Below are 26,951 nucleotides of genomic sequence, written 5' to 3'. Positions count from 1 at the left end.
TGACTGTAAAAAATACAAATTAAAAACATGGCAAGAATGATATAGAACGAGGAAAAAAGATGATACTATTGAATGCTGCGAATATTTCAAAATCATATACAGAAAATCCGCTTTTAACAGATTTATCTTTCAGCATACACGAAGGAGACAAAATCGGATTTATTGGAGTAAACGGAACGGGAAAGTCCACCTTACTCCGGATTGCTGCGGGAATGGAAGAGGCGGATGAAGGCACCATTACTCTGACGAAAGGGGTACGAATCGGGTACTTGCCGCAGATGCCGAGCTTTAATGGGGAAAACACGGTCTTAGAACAGGTGATGGAAACGCTGAGAGAAAATAAGCGGGAGGTTTCTGAATATGAGTGCCGGGCCATACTGATGGAGCTGGGCATTACAGATTTGAATTTCCCGGTGAAGCATCTTTCCGGCGGTGAAAAAAAGAGAGTCGCCATGGCGGCTGTGCTGGCGGCGGATATGGAGCTGCTGATTCTGGATGAACCGACGAACCATTTAGACAGCGAAACCATTGAGTGGCTGGAAAGATATTTAAAGAATTTCAAGGGAGCTATTTTTATGGTTACCCATGACCGGTATTTTTTGGACAGAGTGTCCAACCGTATATTGGAATTAAACGATGGTAAGCTTTACAGGCATGAGGGAAATTATTCTGTATATCTTGAAAACAAAGCGGCCAGAGAGGAAATGGCACTGGCGACAGAACGAAAGCGGAAAACCCTGTATAAGCGGGAACTGGAATGGATACGAAGAGGCGCTCAGGCCAGAACCACAAAGGCGAAGGGTCGTATCGAACGGTTTGAAGAACTGGCGAAAAACAAATTGGTTCTGGATGAATCGAAAGTACAGCTAAGCTCGCTGTCCAGCCGGCTTGGCAGAAAGGTCATAGAAATCCACAACATCACAAAATCGTATGGCAGCAAGGTGCTGATAAAGGATTTTACGTATACCGTACTAAGAAATGACAGAATTGCCATTATCGGGGAAAATGGTTCGGGAAAATCTACACTTCTTCGAATGATCATGGGACAGGATAGCCCGGACAGCGGTACCATAGAAATCGGCGAGACCGTCAGGTTTGGTTATTTTTCTCAAGAGAGCGAAGAGATGGATCCCTCTATGAGAATGCTGGATTATGTTCAAAGCATTGCCTATAACGTACAGACATCGGAGGGAACGGTGACGGCCGCTCAGATGCTTGAACGATTTCTGTTTCCGAGGAACCTTCACTCGGTGCGGATCAATAAGCTTTCCGGAGGGGAAAGGCGAAGGCTGTACCTTTTAGGAATCTTGATGATGGCTCCTAATGTCCTGCTTCTGGATGAACCGACAAACGATCTGGATATTGATACACTGACTATTTTGGAGGATTATCTGGACAGCTTTGCAGGAGCGGTGATTCTGGTATCTCATGACCGGTATTTTGTGGATCGCATGGCGGTCAGAACCTTTGTCTATGAAGGTGGAGGCACCATTGGACATTATCCCGGCGGATATACGGATTATATGGAGATTAAAAAGCTGGAGGAAGCACAGAGCAAAGAGCAGGAAAAAGTTTTATCCGGTTCCAGGGGTACGGATAAAAAACAGGATACCGGTCAGACAGATAAGCAAACGGGAGAAGAAAATCGAACGCGCCCTTCAAAATTAAAATTTACCTATAAGGAACAACGAGAATTTGATCAGATTGACAGCGTTATTGAAGAACTGGAACAAAAAATCAAAGAAACTGAAGAAAAAATTTCAAAAGAGACGAGCAATTATGTGAAGCTTCAGGAACTGACAGCTGAAAAATCAACCCTCGAAGAGCAATTAACAGAAAAGATGAATCGATGGGTGTATTTAAACGATTTAGCAGAGCAGATTGCGAATCAATAGAACAGTGTGATATACTAGAATCTATGGTAGAGAATAAAATAAGAAAAACGATTTTAGATAAAAATTTAATAGAAAAAAAGGAGCACATCATTATAGGCCTTTCCGGAGGTCCTGATTCGGTGTGCCTTTTTAATGCGTTAATGAATTTGTCTGATGAATTGCAATATACCCTTTCAGCAGTCCATGTGAATCACAAATTTAGGCCTGGTGCAGCTGAGGAGGACCAGGCATATGTTGAAGAGTTGTGCAGGCACAGAGGAATTCCATGCGCCAGCTTCGTATACGACTGCAAGGCCATAGCAGAGGAAAAGGGCATCAGCAGTGAGGAAGCCGGAAGACTGGTACGGTATCAGTCTTTTTATGAGGAAGCAAAACAACTTATCGACAATAAACGATATGAACCGTCACAGATTAAAATTGCCGTAGCTCACAACCTGAACGATCAGGCAGAAACACTGCTTATGCGGATTATAAGGGGAACGGGGACCGATGGGCTGGCAGGAATGGAATACAGCAGGGCGGGCGAATTTGGAACCACCATTATCCGTCCGCTGCTGGATGTACCAAGAAAAGACATAGAAGCGTACTGCCGGGAAAATCAGCTGAATCCGAGAATGGATCACACCAATAATGAGCCGCTTTATACGAGAAATAAGATCCGGCTGCATTTGATCCCTCAGATAGAAAAAGAGCTTAATACCAATGTAATAGAAGGATTGAACCGGCTGAGTAAAATTGCTAAAAATGACAAAGAATATTTCGATATGCAGGTGAAGGATGCCATGGAGCAGGCAGCGCTGGTAATTCCCGATAAGACCCACGGGGAGCAGGAGGAAATCCAGGGGATTTCTTTCAGCCTGGCGCAGCTTAAAGATATGCATCCCGCTATTCGGCACAGGGTGGTGAAAAAAGCCTTGGAAACCATCGGTTTGAATCAGGGAATTACGGCGTCTCATTTGGAGTCGGCCGATCATCTGATTGACGGAGAGAATGATTCTGTCCGAGCCGATTTTCCGAAAGGATATGGGGTAGCCGTGTCGTATGGTGAAGTGCGGTTCTTCAAAAATGACCCTGTGACGCTTGGTTATGTATCAAATACTGAATTAAAATCCAGACTGATGATAAGAATAGTAAAGAATGAAGGAAATCTAAAAGATATTTCCAAGAATGGGACAAGAAGATTTGCGGCACTGGATTTGGGCAAGGTACTGGAAAAAATATGGAATCGGGATACCCCTTATTTTGATTTCATTCAGGAAGGAAGCAGCGGGCAGAAGGAAAAGGAAGAACATAGCGACTTTGAACACCAGCTCCTTTACGAGCTGCAGGTGATGCTTCAAATAAGAACCAGAAAGCAGGGAGATTGGATGGTTCCTTTGGGCATGAACGGGCGGAAAAAACTTCAGGATATATTTGTAGACGAGAAGGTGTATAAGGAATGCCGCGATCAAGTTCCTATGGTCTGTGTCGGCGATGAGGTCATCTGGATTATCGGAGATGATGTAAGCGGATACAACACCGGGATGAAAAGAGGGAGAATCAGTGAAAATTACAAATTGGACAAGGATACAAAGGATATAGTTCTGCTTGAATATTTAGAGAAATTATGATAAAATGATTAAACTATGTTGTGAAAATGCATTAAAATTGTTTGCACTACACAAATCATGGGTAGTATTAATAGAAAATACACAAAAGATATATAGGGGGAATTTAGACCGTTGAAAAAATTAGCAAAAAATATGGGGATTTATGTAGCTATTTTCGCTATTGTGCTGGTTATGGCATGGGCCTACCAGGGAGTTCCTCAGGAGAAAGAAATAAAAACAGTGGCATTCTCAAGCTTTGTTACGGAGCTTCAAAAGGAGAATGTAAAGGAGGTAAACCTTACCAATTACACTGTGAAAGCTACCTTGAAAGATGGTGACAAAATCATAACGTATGCACCGTCTATTGCAGACGTCAGTATTGTCAGCGACCAGTATATTTATCCGCAAATGGAAAAAGGGATCATCTACAGCAGTGATAAGCCAAAGGAAACCCCATGGTATATATCCATGCTTCCTACATTGATTATGATTCTTGCACTGGTCTTTTTCTGGTTCATTATGATGAATCAGGGCGGAGGCGGCGGAAAAGTCATGTCCTTCGGAAAGAGCAGAGCCAGAATGCATAAGGATGACGAACTGAAAAAGGTCACCTATAAAGAGGTTGCGGGATTGGATGAGGAAAAGGAAGAATTGGCAGAAGTGGTCGACTTTCTTAGAAATCCGAAGAAGTATCGGGATTTAGGAGCCAGGATTCCAAAGGGGATTTTGCTCGTAGGACCTCCGGGAACCGGAAAAACGTATCTGTCAAAAGCCACTGCGGGAGAGGCCGGTGTGCCGTTCTACAGCATCAGCGGATCGGATTTCGTGGAAATGTTTGTCGGCGTGGGAGCTTCCAGAGTTCGAGATCTGTTTGAGCAGGCTAAAAAGAGCGCACCGTGTATTATCTTCATCGATGAGATCGACGCTGTGGGCAGAAAAAGAGGAGCCGGAATCGGCGGCGGACACGACGAAAGAGAACAGACTTTAAATCAGTTATTGGTAGAAATGGATGGATTCGGAGAGAACACCGGTATTATTATTCTGGCGGCTACGAACAGACCGGACATCCTCGACCCGGCGCTGCTAAGACCGGGAAGATTTGACAGGCAGGTCGTGATCGGAGTTCCTGATATAAAGGGAAGAGAAGCTATCTTTGAGGTCCATTCCAGAAACAAGCCGCTGGACGAATCGGTCAATGCGAAAGTGCTGGCCAGAAGAACTCCGGGATTTACACCGGCTGACATTGAAAATCTTCTGAACGAAGCCGCTTTGCTGGCGGCCAGAAGAAACGGCAGAAAAATCCGAATGGATGAAATCGAAGAAGCTATTACGAAAGTCATAGCCGGACCTGAAAAGAAAAGCCGGGTCATCAATGAAGCAGAAAGAAAGCTGACCGCTTATCACGAAGCCGGCCATGCAATCGTAGCAAGAGCCTTGCCGAATACCGATCCGGTTCACCAGATCACCATTATTCCGAGAGGAAGAGCAGGCGGATTTACGATGATCCTGCCGAAAGAAGACCGCTCTTACGGAACGAAGATCACCATGAGAGAGCAGATCATTCATCTGCTTGGGGGGCGTGTTGCTGAAAAGCTGACGCTGGATGACATTAGTACCGGTGCCAGCAACGATATTATGAGAGCAACGGATATTGCCAGAGATATGGTAACAAAATACGGATTCAGTGAAAAATTAGGACCGATTAATTACGGCTCTACAGATGAAGTATTTTTAGGAAATGATTATCAGACCAGAAAAAATTACTCTGAAGAAATCGCAAAAGAAATTGACGATGAGATCAGAGTGATTATAGAGGATGCTTTTGAAGAAGCTGAAAGACTCTTAACAGAAAATATGGATAAACTTCATGTGGTTGCAAAGACTTTACTTGAAATCGAAACTCTTGACGGTGAACAGTTCGAAGCACTTTTCACCGGGAAATACACGTCGGAAGAACTGCTTCAGCACATCCGAGAAAAAGAAGAGGTCAAGAAACAGGCAAATGCCGAAGAAGCCGCTGAAACGGAAAGACTGTTAAAAGAAGCGGAAGAACGGGAGAAAGCTTTGTTGGAAGCATTTGATACAGACTATATGAATGATGATGTATCAGAGGAATCAGACTCGGAGACCGAAAGCAAAAAAGATTCGGAAAAAGAGGACGAATCCGAAGACGAAGAAAAGAAATAGGTATAGGTAAAGAATATGAAGGTTACAGTAAAAGATTGTCTTGACTTAGAAGTTTTTAAAAATGCAAGACTGGTAGCGGGGAGAAAAAAGCTTGAGACCAGGGTCAGAACCGTTTCGGTTCTGGAAACAACAGAGGTAGATGAAGTACGCAGCTATTTTGCCCACGACAGTGAAATGGTTCTGTCCGGATTCTTTCATTCCAGAGCAGATGAAGGAAAGCAGATCGAAATCGTCCGAACGCTGGCAAAAGCCGGAACAGCCGCATTAGTACTGTTCTATGTGGAAGCCCCCGAACTGGATTTAAAAAAAGAAGTGCTGGCTACTGCGGATCGAGTGGGACTTCCCATCATAATCATGCCCAATGACAAAGATTTAAAATATGCGGATGTGATCAAACAGGTGCTGGAAGACATCCTGTATGGGGATAATTTTGGGAACCGGCTGATCAGTAACACGATTTTTCATCTGCTGAATTTTGAAAAACACAGCAATTTTCAGTCGGCGGTAAGAGAAGCAGCGATCAATAATGACTTTCAGCTGATTCTGTTAAGTGAGGATTTTAATCCAATTCTTTCCATAGAAACCAGACACAAAGTGACGATACAGGATGCCATTAATCTGGGCAGAGAACGGGACGTGGAGCGTTCCGCCGTCTACACCATGATTGATGTGAACGGGGTTCTGACCTATTGGGGTCCGGTGAACATCAGCGGTGAAAAATACTTTATGTTTATTGTAGATAACGAGGATTCTTATTCCGCAGGAGAAATCACCAAGCTGGCTGAGATCATAGAACTGGCCATGGGCATGTGGAAATATACACCGGAAAGAGATGCAAGGGCAGAGTTCATAAAGGCCTTGCGCCGGGGCAACAAGAGTCTGGCTTATACGCTGAAAGAAGAAGCCGGAATAGAAAGTGAAAGTATTTTAAGTGTTTTCTTTGCCAGAGGAATCGAAAATGAAGAAGGGTACAAAATTCTCATGAATTTTGAAAAAGAGAAAGATCTGGGCATCATGAAGATTACCGAAGGAGAAGAAACGTATGGAATGATCCTGAACAAAAAAGGCCAGGGCGAGGATATGAAATCGGCCAAAAGAGCCTGCTGCATCGGCCTGTTTAACAAACTAAAGGAAGATAAGACCGTACGAATTTTCCATGTAACAGGGATTGACGGCATAGAAGGAGCAGCCGACGCATACCGGTTGATCAGCGAATCCTGGGGATTCGTTCAGAATGTATTTCCGTACAAGAGAGTCTTTACGAAGTATGAGCTGGCGCTTGTGAGCAACTGCATTAATATACAGCTTCAAGGCGGATATGTTAAAAAGAACTATATTGAGCTTTTGGAACCGTTTAAGGAAGCAAAAGAAAACAAAGGAAGACAGCTGCTTGAAACGCTGGAGACCTTTGTGCTGGACGCAGGTATGAACAGTGCTAAAACTTCGGAGTTTATGGGTATACATACCAATACCGTCCAATACAGACTGAAAAAAATAAATGAAGTTCTTGACGTAGAAATAACGGGCAACCGGGTCATACCAGGTCTTACTATTGCATTGGCTTTAAAAAGACTGGAACGGGTTGTTCATTAACAGGGAATAAAATGAACAGAAAATTTTTAGATCGACTACAAAAATATATAACAAAGAGTATTGTAGTAGCTGTTGCCATGGCAATGGCTACTACTTTATCGTTCGGACAGTCGGAAGAAGGCACCGGACAGAAAACGAAAACAGAACAGCCAAGGGTCTACGAAAGGATGATCGCACACGGAGCCGGAGCAGTAGAAGGCTTTGATACTTCCAGCTCGGTGGAAGCAGTGAATCAGGCCATACAAAACGGTTTTAAAATAATCGAGCTGGATATGGAATTTTCTTCTGATGATAAAATTATTATGCTTCACGACTGGGACAGAACGGTAACGAATTATCTGGGAAGAACCTTTGATGCACCGCTGACGCTGAAACAATTTAACAACCAGCTGATCTGCGGCAGATTTGAGCCGCTGACGTTTGACAAGCTTACGAAAATTCTGGATCAGAATCCGCAGATACGAATTGTAACAGATACCAAAGAGGATAACATAAAGCTTCTCACCATGATTGCCGAGCAATATCCGGCCTACATAAACCGCATGATTCCTCAGATTTACGACTACAAGGAGTTTGAACCGGTGGAAGCTCTCGGATATCAGGATATTATCTTTACCCTGTATATGCAGGATACCATTGATTACAATAAGCTGTTGAGCTTTGTTAAAAAGAATCGTATTTATGCGGTCACGGTGGGCAAGGATTACTGGATTAAAGGGCTGCCTCAGAAGCTGTCAAGGGATGGCGTGGTGGTCTATACCCATCCGGTAGATACGGTGGAAGAGGCGCAGGAGCAGTTCGCATTGGGGGCTTATGGCATTTATTCCAGCCAATTAACACCGGAAGAGGTACAGGGTGCCGGAGCGGAATACTATTTGATGCAGGCGGATGAGTCCGGTAAAAGGGTAAAGCTTACGGATACCGTGCTTCATCAGGATGCGGTCAGAGCAGTTCAGATTCATGGAAATCTGGAGGGAAAAGCCCTAAAATACAAGCTGGATGGGAAAAATCTCGAAGAACGAATGGCAGAGCTTTCGGATTCTCCTTCCACGGTTCACGACCTCTCTGTGGAGCTTTGGGATATGTCCGGAAAATCCGAAGAAAACACCCGAAAACCTCTGTATATCATGAACTATATCCTGACAAAGGATCAGGGAGAAATTCGAATTCTAGACAAAAAATATGCGTACAGGCTCAAAGCCTTAAAAGAGCTTCCGGACTTTACGGCAGTCCTGTCTCAAGCAGACCCAAAAGAAACGTTGGGAAGCATGATTGAAATTTTGTCCAAATCCTTTATAGCGAAGGCTGGCAGCTACTATTATTATAACAATGAATCCGCCGGAAGCTATTCGGTGGGGGATGAATTGATGTCCCCGCAGAAATCCATCAGCGGTAACGTGATCGTGCCTCTGGCCGAGACCTTAGAACAGCTTGGTGCGGAGGGTATCACCATGGATTCAGCCAGATATGTTTATATGGATATGAACCATGTGAGAACCATCGGTCAGGTATACGGCAACTATGTGAGAAAGGATATTCATAATGTGAAAGTATCCGTTCCGCTTTCTTTGTACAGAGGAAAGACCATGGGGGGCGGCGAAATTATTTCTACCGTATCGGGCAGAAACTTTATAGAGGATCGGGATCTGCTTATAATCCTTCCCCAAAACTGCAAGGTATCAAAAGAGACAGCAGCCCAATTAATAGAATTTGCAGATCGGCTGTATAAAAACTAAAGTCTATTGCAAAAATCCGGAATATAAGATATATTTATTCTGATGTATACTGCGTTACTATTATAAAAAAACCTACTTTTGAAGTCCTGCCCCCATTTGTGATGCGGATTTGCAGGGCGCATACAGAAATTTGTTAGGAGGAAGTATATATGAACAAGCTTGATGAGCTTCTAAAGCTCAAGGCAGAAATCGCCATGGGCGGCGGGCAGAAGAAAATAGATGCCCAGCATGCCGGCGGAAAACTGACAGCTCGTGAAAGACTGGCGGTTTTATTCGATGAAGACACTTTTGTAGAAATGGACGTGTTCGTTTCCCATAGATGCCATAACTTTGATATGGAGGATAAAAAAGCTCCGGGAGACGGAGTCGTAACCGGCTATGGCATGGTGAACGGAAGACTGGTATTTGCATATGCTCAGGATTTTACCGTACTGGGAGGCTCCCTTGGCGAGTATCATGCGGAGAAGATCGTGAAAGTACAGAATATGGCTTTGAAAATGGGTGCGCCCATTGTCGGATTGAACGATTCGGGCGGTGCCAGGATTCAGGAAGGGGTCAACGCCCTTTCCGGCTTTGGTAAAATCTTTTATAACAATACGATTTCTTCTGGAGTGATTCCTCAGATTTCGGTCATTATGGGGCCTTGTGCAGGGGGTGCCGTTTATTCTCCTGCTATTACAGATTTTATATTTATGGTAGATCAGACCAGCCAGATGTTCATAACCGGACCGCAGGTCATCAAAACGGTGACCGGTGAAGACATTACTGCTGAAACACTGGGAGGCGCCATGACTCATAATACCACCAGCGGAGTGGCTCATTTTATCGGAAAAGACGATACGGAAACCCTTATTCAGGTCAGAGAGCTGCTTTCGTACATGCCGTCTAACAATCTGGAAACAGCACCGGTATATGCTACGAATGACAGCCCCAATCGATTGATTCCGGAGTTCAATGAGATTATTCCGGAAAATCCCAACAAAGCATACGATATGTATGACATCATTACAAACCTGGCCGACGAGGGACAGTTCTATGATGTGATGCCTCTTTATGCACAGAACATCATCACTTGTTTTATCCGGCTGGATGGAACCACAGTCGGTGTAATCGCCAATCAGCCGCATGTGGGAGCCGGATGTCTGGATATCAATGCGTCGGATAAAGCAGCCAGATTTATAAGAAGGTGTGATGCCTTCAATATTCCGGTGCTGACAATCGAAGATGTACCGGGATTTTTACCGGGAATGGATCAGGAGTTCGGCGGTATCATCCGTCATGGAGCAAAGATGCTCTACGCTTATTGTGAAGCGACGGTTCCTAAAATTACTATGATATTGAGAAAAGCGTACGGAGGAGCCTATATCGGGATGTGCAACAAAGAGCTGGGAGCCGATTTAGTTCTGGCATGGCCTTCCGCACAGATCGCGGTAATGGGGGCGGCCGGAGCTGCCAACATCGTCTTTAAAAAAGAAATTAAAAATGCAGAGGATCCAAAAGCAAAAAGAGAAGAAAAAATTGCCGAATACGAAGAAATCTTTAACAATCCTTACAGAGCGGCTGAAATGGGCTATGTGGATGACATTATTGAGCCGTCCACCGCAAGACAGAGGATTATCAGCGGCTTCGACATGCTCAAGTCCAAGAGACAGTCCTTACCTGCTAAAAAACATGGGAATATTCCGCTTTAGGGGGTGGCTTTTGTGAAACGAGCATCAACAGAAAAGTCCGCCGAGCTGGCGGCAGTAATTTCAGCAGCCATTGCGGCATATGAACGGGATACAGGAGCTGCAGTCGGTACATTTGCGATACGGAAAATTACCAGAGTCAGCGGAAATCTTTGGGGTAAGGCCGGCATAGCAGATTGTATGGAAAGCAGGAGAATGTAAGGAGAGTAAAGGATGAGGAAATATAATATAAAAGTAAACGGAAATACCTATGAAGTGGAAGTGGAAGAAGTCGGAGGAGCTCAAGCTCCTGCTGCACCGGCAGCTTCAAGACCCATAGCGAAACCGGCAGCGAAGGAAGCCAAGACAGCTCCCGCCGTACCGAAAGCTGCCGCTGTGCAGGCGGTCAGACCCGCAGCAGCTGCAGCCGATGCGAAAACAATAGCTTCCCCTATGCCAGGAACGGTTCTTGAGGTAAAGGTCGCTCCGGGACAAGCTGTAAAGGCCGGAGAGGTTTTAGTGATTTTAGAAGCCATGAAAATGGAAAATGAAATTGCCGCACCGGCAGACGGAATCATTGATACGGTTCAGATTGCTAAAGGAGCTTCCGTAAATGCAAAAGACATTCTGATCACTATGAAATAAGGCTTTATTAAAACGAGAAATGAAAATAAGTGCGGTTGTTCTGGAACGGAGTGCCGCGCTTATTTTTTTATCGCCGTTATTGTTCCGGGTTATTTGTAAAATTTAATAACCGTACCGCATGGACATTTTCGTCCACCGCTGCATTGAAAAAGGCTTCTCTCAACGCTTCGTTCTGGAAATATTCCTGATGCTCATGCATGTACTTCCTGAAATCACCGGTCTCATCGATAACACGATCCCGAAGAATATCCGAATAAGGCGCATTGAGATGGATAGCCGGTATAGAGGGGCGATAGATCTCTCCCGTCAGATCTTTATAAATCAGCTTAAAATCATCCGCATGACTTTGCTCATCTGCAGCCATCTCCATGATCAAATTCATTTCCATTTCATTGGGAGCCATGGGTGCTAATTGGCGGTATAAATCGGCGTCTACCAGTTCAGTTCTGATATAAGTCCGCAGATTTTCAAGTAACTCTGAATCCAAAGAAATCCCTCCTTTTTATCAAGTGAAAGCATATAGTACAATATATGTAATAGAATTCTTTTCATGCAGCGTACCTTCTTATACAATGGGACGATAACTCCTTAAGCTGATTTTTACAAAAAATTATTGAAATATAAGTGGTTTAAGGGTATACTAATCTAGTTAAATTTTTACCAAAGAAAAGCCGTGGTTATCCATTGAGTGGAAACCGGACTAATGAACGCATGAGCAAAGGAGAAAGACCATGCTACTAGCATTTGACGTAGGAAACACAAATATTGTTTTAGGTGTATTTAAAGACGGAGAACTCATTCAAAATTGGAGGCTGGAAACAGATAACAATAAAAGTGCCGATGAGTATGGTATGGTGATCAACCAGTTATTTACCTATGAGGGATTGGAAACTCGGGAAGTAAAGGATGTAATCATATCAACAGTCGTTCCGTCCATTTTGTACACGCTTCAGCATCTGTCCATGAAATATTTCCATAAAAGAGCCATTGTGATCGGCCCGGGAATAAAGACAGGTCTGATTGTGAAATACGATAATCCTAAACAAGTGGGCGCAGACCGGATAGTAAATGCCGTTGCGGCATATGCTAAATACGGAGGACCGCTTATTGTAATAGATTTTGGGACGGCAACAACGTTCTGCGCCATCACAGAGAATGCAGAATATTTGGGCGGTACCATTGCGCCGGGCGTAAAGATTGCTTCGGATGCATTATTTGAAAAAACAGCGAAGCTGCCTAAGGTGGAACTGGAAGAACCCGGTCATGCCATCTGTAAAAATACGATTGAGAGTATGCAGTCCGGACTTGTATATGGACATATGGGAATGGTTGAATATATTACAAAAAAAATGAAAAAGGAACTGGCGGATCTCACCAAAAGCGGTAAAGAAGTTACGGTTGTGGCTACCGGCGGTCTTGCCAGCCTGATTGAGCAAGGTATTGACTGCATCGATCATGTGGACAAAATGCTGACATTGGAAGGCTTACAGCTGATATATCAAAAGAATAAGGGACATAAAAAATAAGGATGGAAATTTTCAGCCGGCAAAGAGGTAGTAATAATTGAAAGAAATAGTGATTGGAAATGTAAAACTGGAGAATCCGTTTCTGCTGGCTCCCTTGGCGGGCGTGACCGATTCCTCCTTCAGAAGAATCTGCCGGCATATGGGAGCGGCCATGGTCTATTCAGAAATGGTCAGCGGGAAGGGTCTTTATTATAAGGATAAAAATACGGACAGATTATTAAAGACGTATGAGGATGAGCATCCTGTGGCCTATCAGATATTTGGCAGTGAGCCGGATATATTGGCCTATGCGGCCAGAGAGTTAGCGGACAGACCTAATGCGGTTCTCGATATCAACATGGGATGTCCCGTACCTAAAATTGTAAAGAATGGAGAGGGCTCCGCCCTGCTCAAGAATCCGGAGTTAATTTATGAGCTGGTTCGAGTTACGGCAGCAGAAGCAAAAAAACCGGTTACCGTTAAGATTCGTATTGGATTTGATGAGAACTCCATCAATGCGGTGGAAGTGGCCAGAGCAGCGGAAGCTGCCGGCGCTGCGGCGGTGGCTGTTCATGGAAGGACCCGAGAACAGTACTACACGGGAAAAGCAGACTGGTCTAAGATTGCTGAGGTGAAGAAATCCATTGGGATACCTGTTATCGGAAATGGAGATATTTTCTCCGGTGAGGATGCACTGCGAATGCTGGATCAGACCGGTTGTGACCTGGTGATGATTGCCAGAGGCGCACAAGGAAATCCATGGATTTTCAGAGAAGCGTGTGCTCTTTGGAAAGGGCAGCCCAAACCGGAGCCGCCCACAGTACAGGAGCGGCTGGATATAATCCGCAAGCAGTGCGAATATGTTCTTGCAGAAAAAGGAGAATACGTAGGCGTTCGGGAAATGAGAAAGCACATTTCATGGTATCTGAAAGGGATAAAGGGTTCTGCTCATCTGCGTTCAGAGCTCAATCAGAAGAAGACCTTTGAAGAAATCCATCAGCTTTTGAAACAATTAAGCTAAGGCAGGTCAGCCTGAATATAAATTTAGAGGATCAAAGTCCCCAATCGTTTTGATAAAGAAACGATTGGGGTTTTACTGTTTTTGTATTGTATTCATATCGCCTTTCCTTTCTGCGCATTAAAAAAGACATCCTGCGGATGCCGTCTATTTTTTCTTCCGGAGTATGCAAATAGAAAGCATTTGATTGCTTTCTCCGCTCATCCAGACTTTACTGTTGGCTTCGTGATCAAAACGAATTGGCCGAGGCTCGCGGGCTATACCGCCAGTAGAGAACACTCTTCTAGAAGAAATATACATATTTAACTACAATTATGGTAACATATATTCATTGGATTTTCAACCGATTTTATACTTCTTAAATTGCGGTGGATTGAAATTTTTTTAGCTGAAATCTGGTTAAAACAAATTTAGGAAAATAAGGTTTGTAGGTTTGTCAAACATATGTTACACCGTGCTTCAAAAAATTAAATAGAGTTTCTCTTGGGGAAACCCAGCCCAAAGGGCGCATAGGAAAGTTATTGTACTTTGCATTATGCTTTTTTAGTTGTAATTTAAAATCATTGAATGAGTAGAACTTTGCTATCGCATAAAAATATTCATTATCCTTACGATGTGAGCGTTCCACTTTACCATTATGTCTTGGAGTATAAGGTCTTATCATTTTATGGATAATACCTTGTTCCTTAAGAGTTCGTTGGAATAGCGTTAACGTTGGATTTTTAGAAGTACCAAGACGTTTTGTAAATTCCTGCCCATTATCGGTCTGAACACATTCGATCTTAAATGGGAAAGCTTTAACAACTTGTTTAAGGAATTCAGAAGCAGAATAAGAGCTGTGTTCCTCAAAAGCAGCAAGATATCTAAAACGAGAGAATTCATCAATAGCAGTATATTGATAGAATTTCTTATCAGAAGCTTCGCCAACAAGGCAAGAGGATGGAACAAATTTAACATCAATTTGTACTCTTTGACCTGGATACTCCATTTGCTCATATTTTTTAGCAATATATTTAGGATTCTGAGGTTTCTTAGGGATCAAAGATTGCTTGATTAGTACTCTATAGAGCCCAGTAATGGATCTGGAATATCCCCGCTGTCGCAGTTTGACCCAAAAGACAACAAGACCTGCATTTGGATTCCTACGACGCATATCATGAATGAGTTTAAGCTCATTTGCAGTATGCTGATTTTTATGGGAATGAGGCTTACGAGAAAGTTCTCTCAGGGACTCAATAGAGCCATCATATCTACGCAACCAACGATAAATATATTGCCTGTTGTGATGATATCTGATAGCAGCTTTTGTAACGCCAAATCTTTGAGCATATTTAATTAAGGATAGACGATATTTCATATCTTGTGTTATACTTGCCATACGGGAGACCTCCAATTTGTGATGTTTTGGTTTGTGGTGAATTAAGCATAACATAATTTTAGCGTTTCCCGTATTTATTTTTTGTCTTAATGTAACACATGTATTGTAATCCTACAAAAACAAATTTAGGAAAATAAGGTTATGATTGACTTTACATGGCGCAAAGAGTATAATATTACGATACGACAGAGGTCGAAAGGAGATTGGAAATATGGCAGAAGAAATATTGCTAACGAAAGATGGCTACGATAAAATTGTAGCAGAGCACGAAGAGCTAGTTTCTGTAAGGCGTAAAGAGGTTTCAGAAAGATTAAAGGAAGCCATTTCCTATGGTGACTTGTCTGAAAATGCGGAATATGATGCTGCGAAAAATGAGCAGGCAGAATTGGAAGAAAGAATCCATAAGCTTGAGACCATGATTCGTAAAGCAAAGATTATAGATGAAAACGAAATGCCCAAAGACCATGTCAACGTTGGGCTGAAAGTCAAAATTAAGGTCCAGGAAACCGGCCTCGAAACTGAGTACACGATAGTTGGTTCCACAGAAGCAGATCCGTTCGAGGGGAAGATTTCAAATGAATCTGCTGTAGGCAGTGCACTGATGGGACAAAAACTAGGCTCAACAGTTGAAATTCAGGTACCTGACGGCCTTATGCATTACGAAATTTTAGATATATACAAGTAAGATTACTTGGAAGCAGCCTGACTGCCAGGCTTCACAATATAGAGAAGATGGAAGAGGTATACTATGAGTACAGAAGAAAACACAAATATAAATCCGGAAGTGGAAGAAGAACTTTCAGAAGAAAAGCTTAACGAACAACGACTGATCAGAAGAGAAAAGCTAAAAAAACTTCAAGATATGGGCAGAAATCCATTTTTGATCGAAAACTGGGATGTAACGGATTATAGCATGGATATCAAAGAAAGCTTTGAAGAAATGGAAGGAAAATCCGTTTCTTGTGCAGGCAGAATGATGGCCAACAGGCATATGGGAAAAGCCTCCTTTATTGATATTCAGGACAAACTGGGCAGAATTCAGGGATATATACGACAGGATGCGATCACACCGGAAGAATACGAGATTTTTCTGACATATGATATCGGTGACATCATTGGTGTGGAAGGTGAAGTGTTCAAGACAAGACATGGCGAAATTTCAATTAAAATACACAAAATCGTATTACTTTCAAAGTCGCTGCAGGTGCTGCCGAATAAATTCCATGGGCTAAAGGATCAGGATCAGCGGTATCGCCAAAGGTATGTGGATCTGATCGTTAATCCCGAAGTAAAAAATACGTTTGTACAGCGTTCCAAGATTATTCATGCCATTAAGGATGTACTGGAAAAGGATTACGGATATCTGGAAGTAGATACACCTATTCTGACCACCATTGCGGGGGGAGCGAATGCAAGGCCTTTTGCGACTCATCACAACACCCTTGATTTAGACATGAAGCTTCGTATTTCCAACGAATTATTTTTGAAGAGACTGATCGTCGGCGGTCTGGACAGAGTGTATGAAATGGGAAAGATGTTCCGAAATGAGGGTATGGACAGAAATCACAATCCGGAATTCACTTCCATGGAATGCTATATGGCATATGCGGATATGGACACCATGATGGAGGTGACGGAGCAGGTTGTTTCAAAAGCAGCTCTGGCTGCCACAGGCAGTATGGTCATCGAATATCAAGGCAAAACTTTTGACCTGACGCCGCCTTGGAGAAGACTGGATATGGCAGATGCTATAAAGGAAATCACCGGTGTTGATTTCTCTGCAATCGTAACAGACGAAGAAGCCAGAGAAGCGGCTGTCAAGCAGGGAATGGATAAAGACGAAGTGAAAGCCATGACGAGAGGAAAAATCCTGGCAGAAATGTTTGAAGAATTCTGTGAGGATGTACCGGGATATCTGGACGGACCGGTCTTTGTAACAGGACATCCGGTAGAAATCTCACCGCTTGCCAAGCGGGATCCGAAAGATCCAAGAATCACCAGACGATTTGAAGCGTATGTGAACTGCTGGGAAATTGCCAATGCGTTCTCCGAATTGAACGACCCAATCGATCAGTATGAACGGTTCAAGACACAGCAGGCTCAGCTTGACGATGGAACAGATGATGAAGCACATCCGATGGATGAGGACTTTGTCAACGCACTGGAAGTGGGACTTCCTCCTACGGGCGGGCTTGGAATTGGTATAGATAGAGTGATCATGCTTATTACAGATGCTCCATCTATTAGAGATATTATATTGTTCCCGACAATGAAGCCAATTGATAAATAAGATGGCTAAACACTGGGCTTGAGAGCTTTGGAAAGCTTGTTATACGCCCAATTTACGCCCAAATAATGAGAAGAGACAGAAAGTTGACTTTTTTGAAAGACCGGTAGGCTAATCTATCGGTCTTTTTATAAAAGATAGAAAGCAATAAAAGTATCACCAAAATATCAATAATCAGTAATGACAATATATACTCTTAGTTTAATAAAAGTATTTGGGTTATATAGAATGGATTGTGGTAAGGATTGTATTTTCAATGAATAATAAAACCATTATTCCAGCTCACAGGTATTGCAGGTTAAAAAATACAGTTGCAGACATTTAGGAGGAAAAAGTAGTGGACTATACTATTACTATAGCACAAAAAGACGCTATTAAAAAATTCATTAATTCGCAGACCGTTCAAGCGGTAGAGAACTTTGATTTTTCGACAAAGAATATTAGTTATTCAGGATTAATTATAGGAAAGAAAATTAATGAAATTAAAGGCGATGAAGAAATCACAAGAGCTTGTTTATTGACAAAACTTTGCAACGAGTATGGATATGAACTTTCAAAAATTGAAATTGAACATGTGTACGAGGCAGGAAGACCCCATACAAACACGAGTATTATTGATCTTATTGTAAGAGATATAAATGGAGATGCTTTTCTTTTTATTGAATTAAAATCACCGCAGGCCTATGCAGATGAAGATAGAGAACAGATAATAGAACGTCAATTATTTAAGGTTGCCGCAATGGAGCAGGCTGAACGAAGGAAAGTAAAGTATCTTATGTTATATACAATTAATGTCGCAGGAAGTGACATTAACGATGAATGCATAATAATTGATTATGAAAAATATCCAACTTTTAAGGATTGGGAAACTGTTAAAGAATATAGCAATGCAATTCCTGTAAAGTATGGGAAGGCACAGAAAATCCCATATAAAAAAGGTAGTGCCCATGATCTTAAAACCAATTTTACACATCAATTGTTAAATAGTTTACAGACGGAATTACACAATGTCTTATGGGGCGGTGGGGGGACAGATGATAACGATGTTTTCTCATCTCTCACAAACCTGATCTTAGCTAAAATTCAGGACGAGGACGAAAAGGTCAATGGAGATACATATGATTTTCAATCCTTAGCTTTTGTTGATGATACCGACAATTATGAGTCTTTTTGATAGTAGAAATTTATTAGAGGATAGCTATTACAAAAAAATTGAAAAGGGCGATATTATGTGTGTTGACGAAAATGATATACTTATATCATTCCTTTTGCCACAAGACCCCGCAATTGTGGGGAAATTCATACGCATACGAGATAAGGATAAAGATATTTATTTCTCAACGGCTTTTTTACGGCTGAAAGCAAGAAAATGTCCGCAAATTTTATATTATTGTTTAAAATCCCTGTTTTATCATGATATGGTTTCTATTGCCCGAATTAGAAAAGGATATACGGGATATGCAACACTAAGTAAAGATGATTTGAAAGATATGCGTTTCAGCAAAAAAATCATAGACACTATTTTTGATAATCAAGAACGAATATCTGATTTAATTGCAAATAAAGAAAGGGAGATCGATAGCCTAAATGATTCTATTCTTACTGCACAAGAGATAATTGATTCAGTTTTTAAACGTGAATTTGAGATTAATACGATGAAATTGTACGAAATAGATTGTTCAAAAAAGCAAACTATATCGTTCAACTCATATTCAGATAAAAATATTAATTGCCGATTAAGTTATAGGTGGAATAAAGCTGTTGAAATCCAAAACGAGTTGACGAGAGAAGTAGGTTGCTGCCAGCCATTGGGATTACATATATTGGATACACAAAATGGGTGGTCACCAGATTGCTCGGAGGATAGTGGTGACTATCAAGTGTTAGGATTGGATGCCATTAACAAGACGGGAGCTCTTTCCTTTGATAATCCAAAATACAGTTCTGAGTATAAAAAAGATTTTGAAAAGTATGTAATATCAAATGGGAATTTCTTTGTAAGTAGGGGAAACACAACTGACTTGGTCTCATTGGCATCTATTGCCTTTATTGACGACGAAGTGCCAACAACTATTTACCCAGACTTGATGATTAAAATTACGTTTGATTCAAACATAAATACCCCGTATATGGCATATGCAATAAATTCTTTTATTGGAAGGCTCTATTTTAAGTACGCCTCCAAAGGGAAGAATCAAACGATGGTAAAAGTGTCTCCAAGAGAACTATCAGACTTTATGGTTCCTATTCCTGATATTAAAACGCAAGAAAAAATAGTATGCGATATACAGGCTGAAATAAGAAAACAGGATAACATAAAAGAAAAAATATTTCAGCTAAGGAAACAAATTGATGAAATGATAATAAAAACAATAAAACAGTAGATAGCGAAAGCACCTAAGAAATCTTAGGTGCCCAGACTGTAGACAAAGTATATTAAGAAATTCACAAAATGTATGATCATTTATGATTATACATTTAATAATTTACAATACAAAAACAGGAAATTATGAAACAAATCCAAAGTTAATGGAGTAAATATCAGACTGTGAAGTGACAAAGTTTCGATGGTTTTTAATAGCCAGCAATGCTACAATAATTATATCTTAAACGGAAATTTATTGATAATCTTCCATATAAAAAAATACTGTAATACATCAAGAAAATGTAAATGAAGTACAAGCAATGATTAAAAAGAAACCAGAGTGTAAATAACGAAAAAACAATGTTTTGAGGAGGAAAGTATGGGATTACAGGCTACTAATGCAGGAATTGATTTCCAACAAAGAGTATCAGCATTTATGATGATACTAATGGAGTTTGAAATCGACACCTCAAAAATACTAGGGATTAATAACGCAGATGAGAAAATCGTAAAAATTGATTTTGAAGCATGCGAATGTATAGATGATTTAGTTTTAATTTTAGAATCTGGAAAAAAAATTTTTTTCCAAATGAAGAGAAATATAACGCTTAGCGATGATTCAAGATCAGAATTTTACAAGGTCTGCAAACAGTTTGTGTCACAAAGTATAAAAAACAGGACATCTGATTTGGCATATATACTGATGACTCGTTCAGAAGCATCTGGTGCAGTCGTTCATAAACTACGTAGGGTGTTAGATGGAGTTCGACTTAGCCGAAATTTTGATTTTATTTCGTCACTAAATACAGATGAAAAAGGTGCATTTGATAAGTTCTGCTCTAATCTAAAAGAAATATATAAAGATCAGACTGGCGATGATATTTCTGAGCAAGGGTTGTTATCGCTTTGCATGAAAACTTACGTAGAGACTTTGGATTTAGAAAAAGGAGAGGCTTTTGAAAAAACTATTTTTCTAATGCTTCATGGAAAACTTCAAATAGCTCCAATTATTTTTTGGGAAGGCTTGATTGCCAGAGCGGTAGACTATGGAGCTAAGAGAAGAAGTGTGTCTGTTGAGAGCCTAAAAGAATTTTTTGATGATTATAAAGCAAAGCCAGAATCAGAAGAGAAAATAAGTTCTTTAGATGCAATAAGTGAATGGAAACGAGAATTAAATGAAGGTGATGTAAGATTTGATAATGTAGTATGTAGGCCCAATGATAAAACTCAAAAAGATTTTAATATGACGCCAAATACCATCTTAGTTGTTGAACTATATCGTTTTGAGAAAAGTGAAAAAAGAGATTATAAGTATGTTAGCCCTAATATGCTTTATTTGCAGAATGGTATGGAATTGGAAGTACTGTTTAGAAGTTCAACTCAGAGTAGATGTGAGGAGTTTTTAAGTACATTTAACCTTGATGAAACGCCAGAGATAGTAGTGATTCCGGCGAATAAAGGTGAAATGAAGAACACAGCTGCAGAAACTATGCATAAATCACTTATTCTTAAGAGTTTTGAAGAGAATAGTAAGAACAATAAATGTATTAATTGTGGTAAAGCCATAACAGATAAAAATGCATATTTAATTGAGATAGACAATTCTGAAGCCTCATGTATTGCTGGGCTTGTTCATAAAGATTGTCCGAGACCAATTGATAGAATTATTGGCGAAAGTATCCTAAAAATAAGTGATGAAATGCTTGGATTAAATAAGTTCGATATAAATAAATGGATTGAACTTTCTAAGAATGGAAAAACAGTATGGGAATCAATGAAATCTATTAATACTTCTGGTAAGGTAATGGTTGTAAATGACTTTGATATCTTTGAAGATGGAAACTATTGCATTTGTAATGTCTTAGACAATGGAGATAAGCATTATATTACCAAAAGAGGTAAAATTGAAAGATTTGGTAATAAAAACGCCGAGAAGTGGCTAAATATTTTAAAGGATCAAATGGATAAGGCGAATAAAGCAGGAGAAAGCTTAGGATATTCGTCAGAGTCAATGTCATTTTGTTCGGATAAACAATGCATAATAAATTTTAATTCAGAAAAGTTTCTGAAGATTATAGATTCGAGAATCGAGCCATATAATCGAATTATTGCATCAATATATAACGATAGTTTCACATTTTATGCTCCGTTAATGTACTTCTCTGTTGATGGGGAACCGTTGATATTAAACAACGACATATTTCCACTGATATCAAATCCTTTTTTAGTTTCCAAATGCATAGATAGCTGGAAACAGCATGGAAATGAGATAAATGATTTTGAAATATGTATCATAGAAAATGATAATGAATTCATCTTAAAAATTAGTAGATTGATTTCACAAAGAATTAGGCCGGTGGTAGATTGTGTATTAACATCCAATAAGGATATCCCATTAGGTACTCCAATATTTCTTGAGTGGGAGATTGAGGCACATGCTAAAAATATTCCAATTACAGAGATTTAATAGTGTTCTAAGGTGGCGATTCAAAGTTGGTCACTTTGTTTAAAACATGAGGGAGTACAGTACTGGATGGTGTGCCCCTATTTTAATAGAATCATTATTATCAGAAAATAGATTATTCCCAGATTATAACATAATCAAAATTGCATGGATTACCATAGCTTTGGATGGTACTGTACCTGCAGAAGAAATTAAAAAAGGTTGCTTGACATGAGGATTGATTTTGCCTAAGTTAAAATAAAAAGGAATAAAACATCAGCAGACGAATAAAATTCGATTTAAAAAGTTGTTTTAAGTAGTACAAATTAAAATTTATTACAGAATAATTGGGGCTGTAAATAATTTTGTGTAATTAGAATTTCCTTACTGTAAGAAATATGGATTTTAAATTAAGGTTTCAGACGATTGAAACACAATCCACCTTGCCTCATAGTGGATATTTTTGCCTGACGGTGGCGGTAGTATGCATGTATTGCATGAATGCTTCCGGCATCCTCGGGCAATACTATTTTATAAGGGCAAGTTTATTGAATTAGCTTATGACTCTGTCCTCAAACAGAATTGCAAGATGGTTCAAAACTACATCCCAGTCTCTGTATCTTAGGCTCCACTTTTTTACAATATTTGCAGATGCCAGATATAGCATCTTTCGAAGAGCATCATCATTTGGAAATACAGATTTAGTTTTTGTAACTTTTCTGTACTGGCGATTCAAGCCCTCGATAATATTGGTAGTATATATTATCTTACGGATGGCCGCGGGGTATGCATAAAAAGTGGAAAGTATATCCCAGTTGTCTTCCCAGCTCCTAATTGCTGCGGGATATTTTGAAGCCCATTTATTCTTAAATTCCATAAGATTGTCTAGTGCGCTTTCTTCAGTAACAGCCGTATAAACGAGTTTTAAATCAGCCATAAATAGCTTAATATCCTTATATGATACAAACCTGGAAGAAGAACGTATTTGATGAATTATACATCTTTGTATTCCGGCTTTTGGATACACAGCCCCTATAGCTTCTCTAAACCCGTTTAAACCATCTACACAGAATAAATATATATCCTTTACACCTCGACTTTTCAAGTCATTGAGGACTCCAAGCCAAAATTTACTGCTCTCATTTTCACCAATCCAAATGCCTAAGATTTCTTTGTATCCCTCCATATTGATGCCTAAAACTACATATGCAGCCTTTGTGACAATCTGATGATTTTCTCTGATTTTGTAGTGGATTGCATCCATAAATACAAATGGATAAACGGGCTCTAATCCTCTATTCTGCCACTCGGCAACTTGGGGCATGATCTTTTCTGTAATCTTACTGACAAGCTCGGGTGAAATTTCAATATCATAAAGAGTTTTCACTTGTTCTGAAATATCCCTTGTGCTCATTCCAGTAGCATAAAGTGATATTATCTTTTCATCCATGCCATCAGCATTTCTACTATATTTTCCAATTATTTGCGGTTCATATTCGCCATTTCTATCTCTTGGAATACTCACCTGAACTTTTCCAAGCTGTGTTTTGATTGTCTTCTTTGAATGACCGTTTCTATAGTTTTTCGACAAATCATCCGAGCCTGAACTAGGTCTTCTAGCTCGTTTGTCATATCCTAATTCGGTATCCAACTCAGCTTCCATAATCTCTTGGAGCACATCCTTGAACATATCCTTAATTGCAGTCATAACATCAGTAGTGTTGGTGAAATTCTGCTCCTTAATCAGTTCTTGAATTGTCTCTCTTGGTATCATTCCCATTAAAAAAGCTTCCTTTCTATCTTGAATGTGTATATGTCCATTCTTGACAGTAAGGAAGTTTATTTATTCGTATTTACACAAAATTTTACTCAGCGTCGGCCAGCCCTGTTTTGTGTTCCTCTAAAATGGTTTAACGTGTCACCCATCTTTTGCTGCATCCGCCATCAATAACTACTTATCACCAACGCACGAAGCTTTGCCCGACCATTTTTCACGGTACTGCTTCAAAATTTCGGTTTCTGTTCCGGCAGCAAGGGCTTCTTCATAATAGCTTAGTTTTATTTTTGACACGTCCAACGCCTCCTGCAAGACAGCAATCTTTTCTTCAAGGCGTTTTACTTGGTTTTGATAGATATCGTGACACTCCTGCAAGGTGGAATCTCCCTGCTGCACAAGCTGCATAAAGTGTTTCATTTCCTTAATCTGTAAGCCTGACTGCTTGAAGCACTCAATTACTCGAATTGTCTCGAGATCATCGTCGGTAAAAACTCGATAGCCTGACTCCCTGCGCTGCAAGTTGGGCAGTAGGCCCTCTTTGTCGTAGTAGCGCAAAGTGGGGATGGACAGTCCTATCATTTCAGAAACCTGCTTTATCGTATAGCTCATATTTGCGCCTCCTTTTCCACCGCTCATATTATATACCTAAAGCTCACCTTATGGTCAAGCTTTTTTACAAAAACTATTGACTCTAAAGTGGACTTTAGGATTATACTTATTTTGAAGTGATTTGTTATAAAGATGTTAAATCGTACAAGTTGATGGAATCATAAATAAGGATTGGGAGGAACGATATGGAAGATAAAATCATGTTAATCACCGGAGCAACAAGCGGTATTGGTAAGGAAGCCGCTAAGGAGCTGGCAAAGCAAGGTCACACCATTATAGTTCACGGACGAAACAAAGGAAAAACTGAAGCAGCCGTACAAGAACTGAAAGAAGAAACAGGCAGTGATAAAATTGATCTGCTTCTTGCCAATTTAGAGTCCTTTGCTGATATCAAGCGTATGGCGGATGAGTTCAAGGAGAAATACGGCCATCTGGATGTGCTTATCAACAATGCCGGTAATCAGTATGGCAGCACGTGGGAAGCGACTGCCGAAGGTCATGAAAAGACCATCATGGTCAATGCTTTTGCCCCATTCCTGCTGACCTATCTGCTGCTGGAGCCCCTCAGTAAAAGTGGTGAAGGTCGTGTGATAACGGTTTCTTCTGCTTCACATGACCAAGGCGGTGCTCCTTTTATGGATGATATTGAATTGAAAGAGCATTATTCTTATGGCAAAGTCTATGGGGTATCTAAGCTCTATGATATTTGGATCATGCGGCACTTTGTGAAATACTGCGAGGAGATTGGAATCCAAGGGATCACCTTTAACTGTGTGCATCCAGGCTCTGCCAGAACCAATCTTGGTAATACGGGAAACAGACCTCTTCCAATGAAAATTTTATTTTTCTTATGGCGTCCAATGATGACCTCAGTAGAAAAAGGTGCTGCACCTACTATTTTTGCTGCAACTTCCGATGAAATGAAGAATAAGAACGATTTCTACATCGGCCCAAAGGGCTTCGAGAAGGCAGCAGAAAGATATTACACCGAAGCAAACGAAAAAATCTTGTGGGATTATTGCATGAAAATTGCAGAGCCCTATATGAACGTATGATTGGAGGGAAAGTATAATGAATAATAAAAAGTTAGGCTTTGGTTTTATGCGTCTGCCGGTGACAGACCCTGCTAATCAGGCGAGCATTGATATGGATCAATTAAATAAAATGGTTGATGTGTTTATGGCTAAGGGTTTTCGTTATTTTGATTTAGCGTATTTCTATCACTTCGGAGCCTGTGAAAAGGCATTCGGTGAAACCGTTGCAAAGCGTTATCCGCGAGAACAGTTTGATGTAGCAACAAAGATGCCACTTGCAATCTTACAAAGTAAGGAGCAACAGGAGCAGATATTCCAGGAGCAGCTTACACGCTGCGGTGTTTCCCATTTTGATTATTACCTTTTACACAGCGTGGACGTCAAAACCTACAAGACTGCAAGGAAACTGGATAGTTTTAATTTTCTGCGCAGGATAAAAGAATCGGGGAAAGCTAAAAAAACAGGCTTTTCTTTCCATGACACGCCCGATCTGCTGGACGAGATACTGACTGAAAATCCTTATGTAGATTTTGTGCAGCTGCAGATCAACTATTTGGACTGGGACGATATTGCCATCCAGTCGGAAAAATGCCATGCAGTAGCCAAAAAACATGGTAAAGCGATTGTTGTTATGGAGCCTGTAAAGGGCGGAGCACTGGCAAATGTTCCCAAGGATGCCGAGCACATTTTGAGGGAGTATAACCCTACGTTATCCCCGGCTTCGTGGGCGGTGCGATTTGCTGCAAGCCAAGAGAATGTTTTCATGGTGTTATCCGGAATGTCGAACTTGGAGCAGCTGAATGACAACGTGAGCTATATGGAGGATTTCAAGCCGTTATCGGGTGAAGAACAAGCTGTCTTGAATCAGGCCATAGATAAAATCAGAGAAGGCATTAAAATCCCTTGTACCGCTTGCCGCTACTGTGAAACCCATTGCCCAAAAAATATCGCTATTCCTGAATATTTTACCCTATATAATACATTTGAACTGGCGACTGACAAGGATATGGCCATTCAAACCGGTTATTACTTGCAGCTACAGGGCACCCGGGGCAAGCCGGATGATTGCATCAAGTGCCGCAAATGCGAGGAAATTTGCCCACAGCATCTTAAAATCCCCGAATACCTTCAGGAGGTGTCGGAGGGCTTTGCAGGTGCTATGAGATTATGGTCATAAAGTTGAAAAAAATCTGTTATTGAGTTATGATTATCGTAGTTGGAAT

21 protein-coding genes and 1 riboswitch are annotated in these 26,951 nt (G+C 40.8%); of the genes, 17 read left to right on the top strand and 4 right to left on the bottom strand.

Going from position 1 to position 26,951, the window contains the following annotated elements:
• The first annotated feature begins 59 nt into the window (after positions 1-59).
• The 8 genes from EQM06_RS10305 (at position 60) to EQM06_RS10270 (ending at position 11,312) form a co-directional block, all read left to right on the top strand.
• Positions 60-1,895, top strand: coding sequence for an ABC-F family ATP-binding cassette domain-containing protein (locus tag EQM06_RS10305; RefSeq protein ID WP_128746357.1), 1,836 nt, complete (start codon positions 60-62; stop codon positions 1,893-1,895).
• Entirely contained in the window at positions 1,850-3,505 is a 1,656-nt protein-coding gene (gene tilS, locus EQM06_RS10300; RefSeq protein ID WP_128746356.1) for a tRNA lysidine(34) synthetase TilS, read from the top strand. Before EQM06_RS10305 ends, tilS begins: the two co-directional genes overlap by 46 nt.
• A 111-nt stretch (positions 3,506-3,616) precedes the next feature.
• Complete coding sequence (gene ftsH, locus EQM06_RS10295; protein WP_330548326.1) at positions 3,617-5,671, top strand: ATP-dependent zinc metalloprotease FtsH; 2,055 nt, start codon at positions 3,617-3,619, stop codon at positions 5,669-5,671.
• 15 nt (positions 5,672-5,686) lie between these two features.
• Positions 5,687-7,264: a PucR family transcriptional regulator gene (locus EQM06_RS10290; protein ID WP_128746355.1), complete on the top strand. Its 1,578-nt coding sequence runs from the start codon at positions 5,687-5,689 to the stop codon at positions 7,262-7,264.
• 11 nt (positions 7,265-7,275) lie between these two features.
• A complete protein-coding gene (locus tag EQM06_RS10285) occupies positions 7,276-9,000 on the top strand; it encodes a glycerophosphodiester phosphodiesterase family protein (protein WP_128746354.1) in 1,725 nt (574 codons plus the stop codon).
• A gap of 149 nt (positions 9,001-9,149) precedes the next feature.
• Positions 9,150-10,691, top strand: a complete 1,542-nt coding sequence (locus EQM06_RS10280; protein ID WP_128746353.1) for an acyl-CoA carboxylase subunit beta — start codon at positions 9,150-9,152, stop codon at positions 10,689-10,691.
• Positions 10,692-10,703: 12 nt separating this feature from the next.
• Positions 10,704-10,889, top strand: a complete 186-nt coding sequence (locus EQM06_RS10275) for a hypothetical protein (protein WP_128746352.1) — start codon at positions 10,704-10,706, stop codon at positions 10,887-10,889.
• Positions 10,890-10,901: 12 nt separating this feature from the next.
• Positions 10,902-11,312: a biotin/lipoyl-containing protein gene (locus EQM06_RS10270; protein WP_128746351.1), complete on the top strand. Its 411-nt coding sequence runs from the start codon at positions 10,902-10,904 to the stop codon at positions 11,310-11,312.
• Positions 11,313-11,388: 76 nt separating this feature from the next.
• On the opposite strand, the gene EQM06_RS10265 is transcribed toward EQM06_RS10270, so the two are convergent.
• The gene (locus EQM06_RS10265; RefSeq protein WP_128746350.1) at positions 11,389-11,799 is read right to left on the bottom strand and encodes a ferritin-like domain-containing protein; all 411 of its coding nucleotides are present in this window, start codon (positions 11,797-11,799) and stop codon (positions 11,389-11,391) included.
• Between the two features lie 244 nt (positions 11,800-12,043).
• On the opposite strand from EQM06_RS10265, the gene EQM06_RS10260 reads away from it, so the two are divergent.
• Together EQM06_RS10260 and dusB are read left to right on the top strand one after the other, a co-directional pair.
• The gene (locus EQM06_RS10260; RefSeq protein WP_128746349.1) at positions 12,044-12,838 is read left to right on the top strand and encodes a type III pantothenate kinase; all 795 of its coding nucleotides are present in this window, start codon (positions 12,044-12,046) and stop codon (positions 12,836-12,838) included.
• A gap of 46 nt (positions 12,839-12,884) precedes the next feature.
• A complete protein-coding gene (gene dusB / locus EQM06_RS10255; protein WP_128746851.1) occupies positions 12,885-13,838 on the top strand; it encodes a tRNA dihydrouridine synthase DusB in 954 nt (317 codons plus the stop codon).
• A gap of 185 nt (positions 13,839-14,023) precedes the next feature.
• Positions 14,024-14,131, bottom strand: a riboswitch (FMN riboswitch).
• Positions 14,132-14,271: 140 nt separating this feature from the next.
• Here dusB and EQM06_RS10250 read toward each other — a convergent pair.
• On the bottom strand, positions 14,272-15,213 hold the full coding sequence (locus tag EQM06_RS10250) for a DDE-type integrase/transposase/recombinase (protein ID WP_128746077.1): 942 nt from the start codon (positions 15,211-15,213) through the stop codon (positions 14,272-14,274).
• Positions 15,214-15,424: 211 nt separating this feature from the next.
• Here EQM06_RS10250 and greA point away from each other — a divergent pair, with 211 nt between their 5' ends.
• From greA to EQM06_RS10225, 5 genes are all read left to right on the top strand, one after another.
• Positions 15,425-15,898: a transcription elongation factor GreA gene (gene greA / locus EQM06_RS10245; protein ID WP_128746348.1), complete on the top strand. Its 474-nt coding sequence runs from the start codon at positions 15,425-15,427 to the stop codon at positions 15,896-15,898.
• A 63-nt stretch (positions 15,899-15,961) separates the two neighbouring features.
• Positions 15,962-17,503 carry a lysine--tRNA ligase gene (lysS, locus tag EQM06_RS10240; RefSeq protein WP_128746347.1) on the top strand — a complete coding sequence of 514 codons (1,542 nt, stop codon included), beginning with the start codon at positions 15,962-15,964 and terminating at the stop codon, positions 17,501-17,503.
• Between the two features lie 334 nt (positions 17,504-17,837).
• On the top strand, positions 17,838-18,674 hold the full coding sequence (locus EQM06_RS10235; RefSeq protein WP_128746346.1) for a type I restriction enzyme HsdR N-terminal domain-containing protein: 837 nt from the start codon (positions 17,838-17,840) through the stop codon (positions 18,672-18,674).
• Positions 18,661-19,884: a restriction endonuclease subunit S domain-containing protein gene (locus EQM06_RS10230; RefSeq protein ID WP_205666549.1), complete on the top strand. Its 1,224-nt coding sequence runs from the start codon at positions 18,661-18,663 to the stop codon at positions 19,882-19,884. The genes EQM06_RS10235 and EQM06_RS10230 overlap by 14 nt, the downstream gene beginning before the upstream one ends.
• A gap of 360 nt (positions 19,885-20,244) precedes the next feature.
• Positions 20,245-22,332 (top strand): hypothetical protein, encoded by a 2,088-nt coding sequence (locus EQM06_RS10225; RefSeq protein WP_128746344.1) that lies wholly within the window; start codon positions 20,245-20,247, stop codon positions 22,330-22,332.
• 529 nt (positions 22,333-22,861) lie between these two features.
• Here the strand turns inward: EQM06_RS10225 and EQM06_RS10220 are convergent.
• Positions 22,862-24,088 carry an IS256 family transposase gene (locus tag EQM06_RS10220; RefSeq protein ID WP_128746343.1) on the bottom strand — a complete coding sequence of 409 codons (1,227 nt, stop codon included), beginning with the start codon at positions 24,086-24,088 and terminating at the stop codon, positions 22,862-22,864.
• A gap of 171 nt (positions 24,089-24,259) precedes the next feature.
• On the bottom strand, positions 24,260-24,694 hold the full coding sequence (locus tag EQM06_RS10215; RefSeq protein WP_128746342.1) for a MerR family transcriptional regulator: 435 nt from the start codon (positions 24,692-24,694) through the stop codon (positions 24,260-24,262).
• A 185-nt stretch (positions 24,695-24,879) separates the two neighbouring features.
• Between EQM06_RS10215 and EQM06_RS10210 the strand changes: the two genes are divergently transcribed.
• A complete protein-coding gene (locus tag EQM06_RS10210) occupies positions 24,880-25,749 on the top strand; it encodes an SDR family NAD(P)-dependent oxidoreductase (RefSeq protein WP_128746341.1) in 870 nt (289 codons plus the stop codon).
• A gap of 16 nt (positions 25,750-25,765) precedes the next feature.
• Positions 25,766-26,905 (top strand): aldo/keto reductase, encoded by a 1,140-nt coding sequence (locus tag EQM06_RS10205; protein WP_128746340.1) that lies wholly within the window; start codon positions 25,766-25,768, stop codon positions 26,903-26,905.
• Positions 26,906-26,951: the final 46 nt, after the last annotated feature.

This window comes from Aminipila luticellarii (genome assembly GCF_004103735.1).
Taxonomy (GTDB): domain Bacteria; phylum Bacillota; class Clostridia; order Peptostreptococcales; family Anaerovoracaceae; genus Aminipila; species Aminipila luticellarii.
This window is presented reverse-complemented; position numbering and strand designations above follow the sequence as displayed.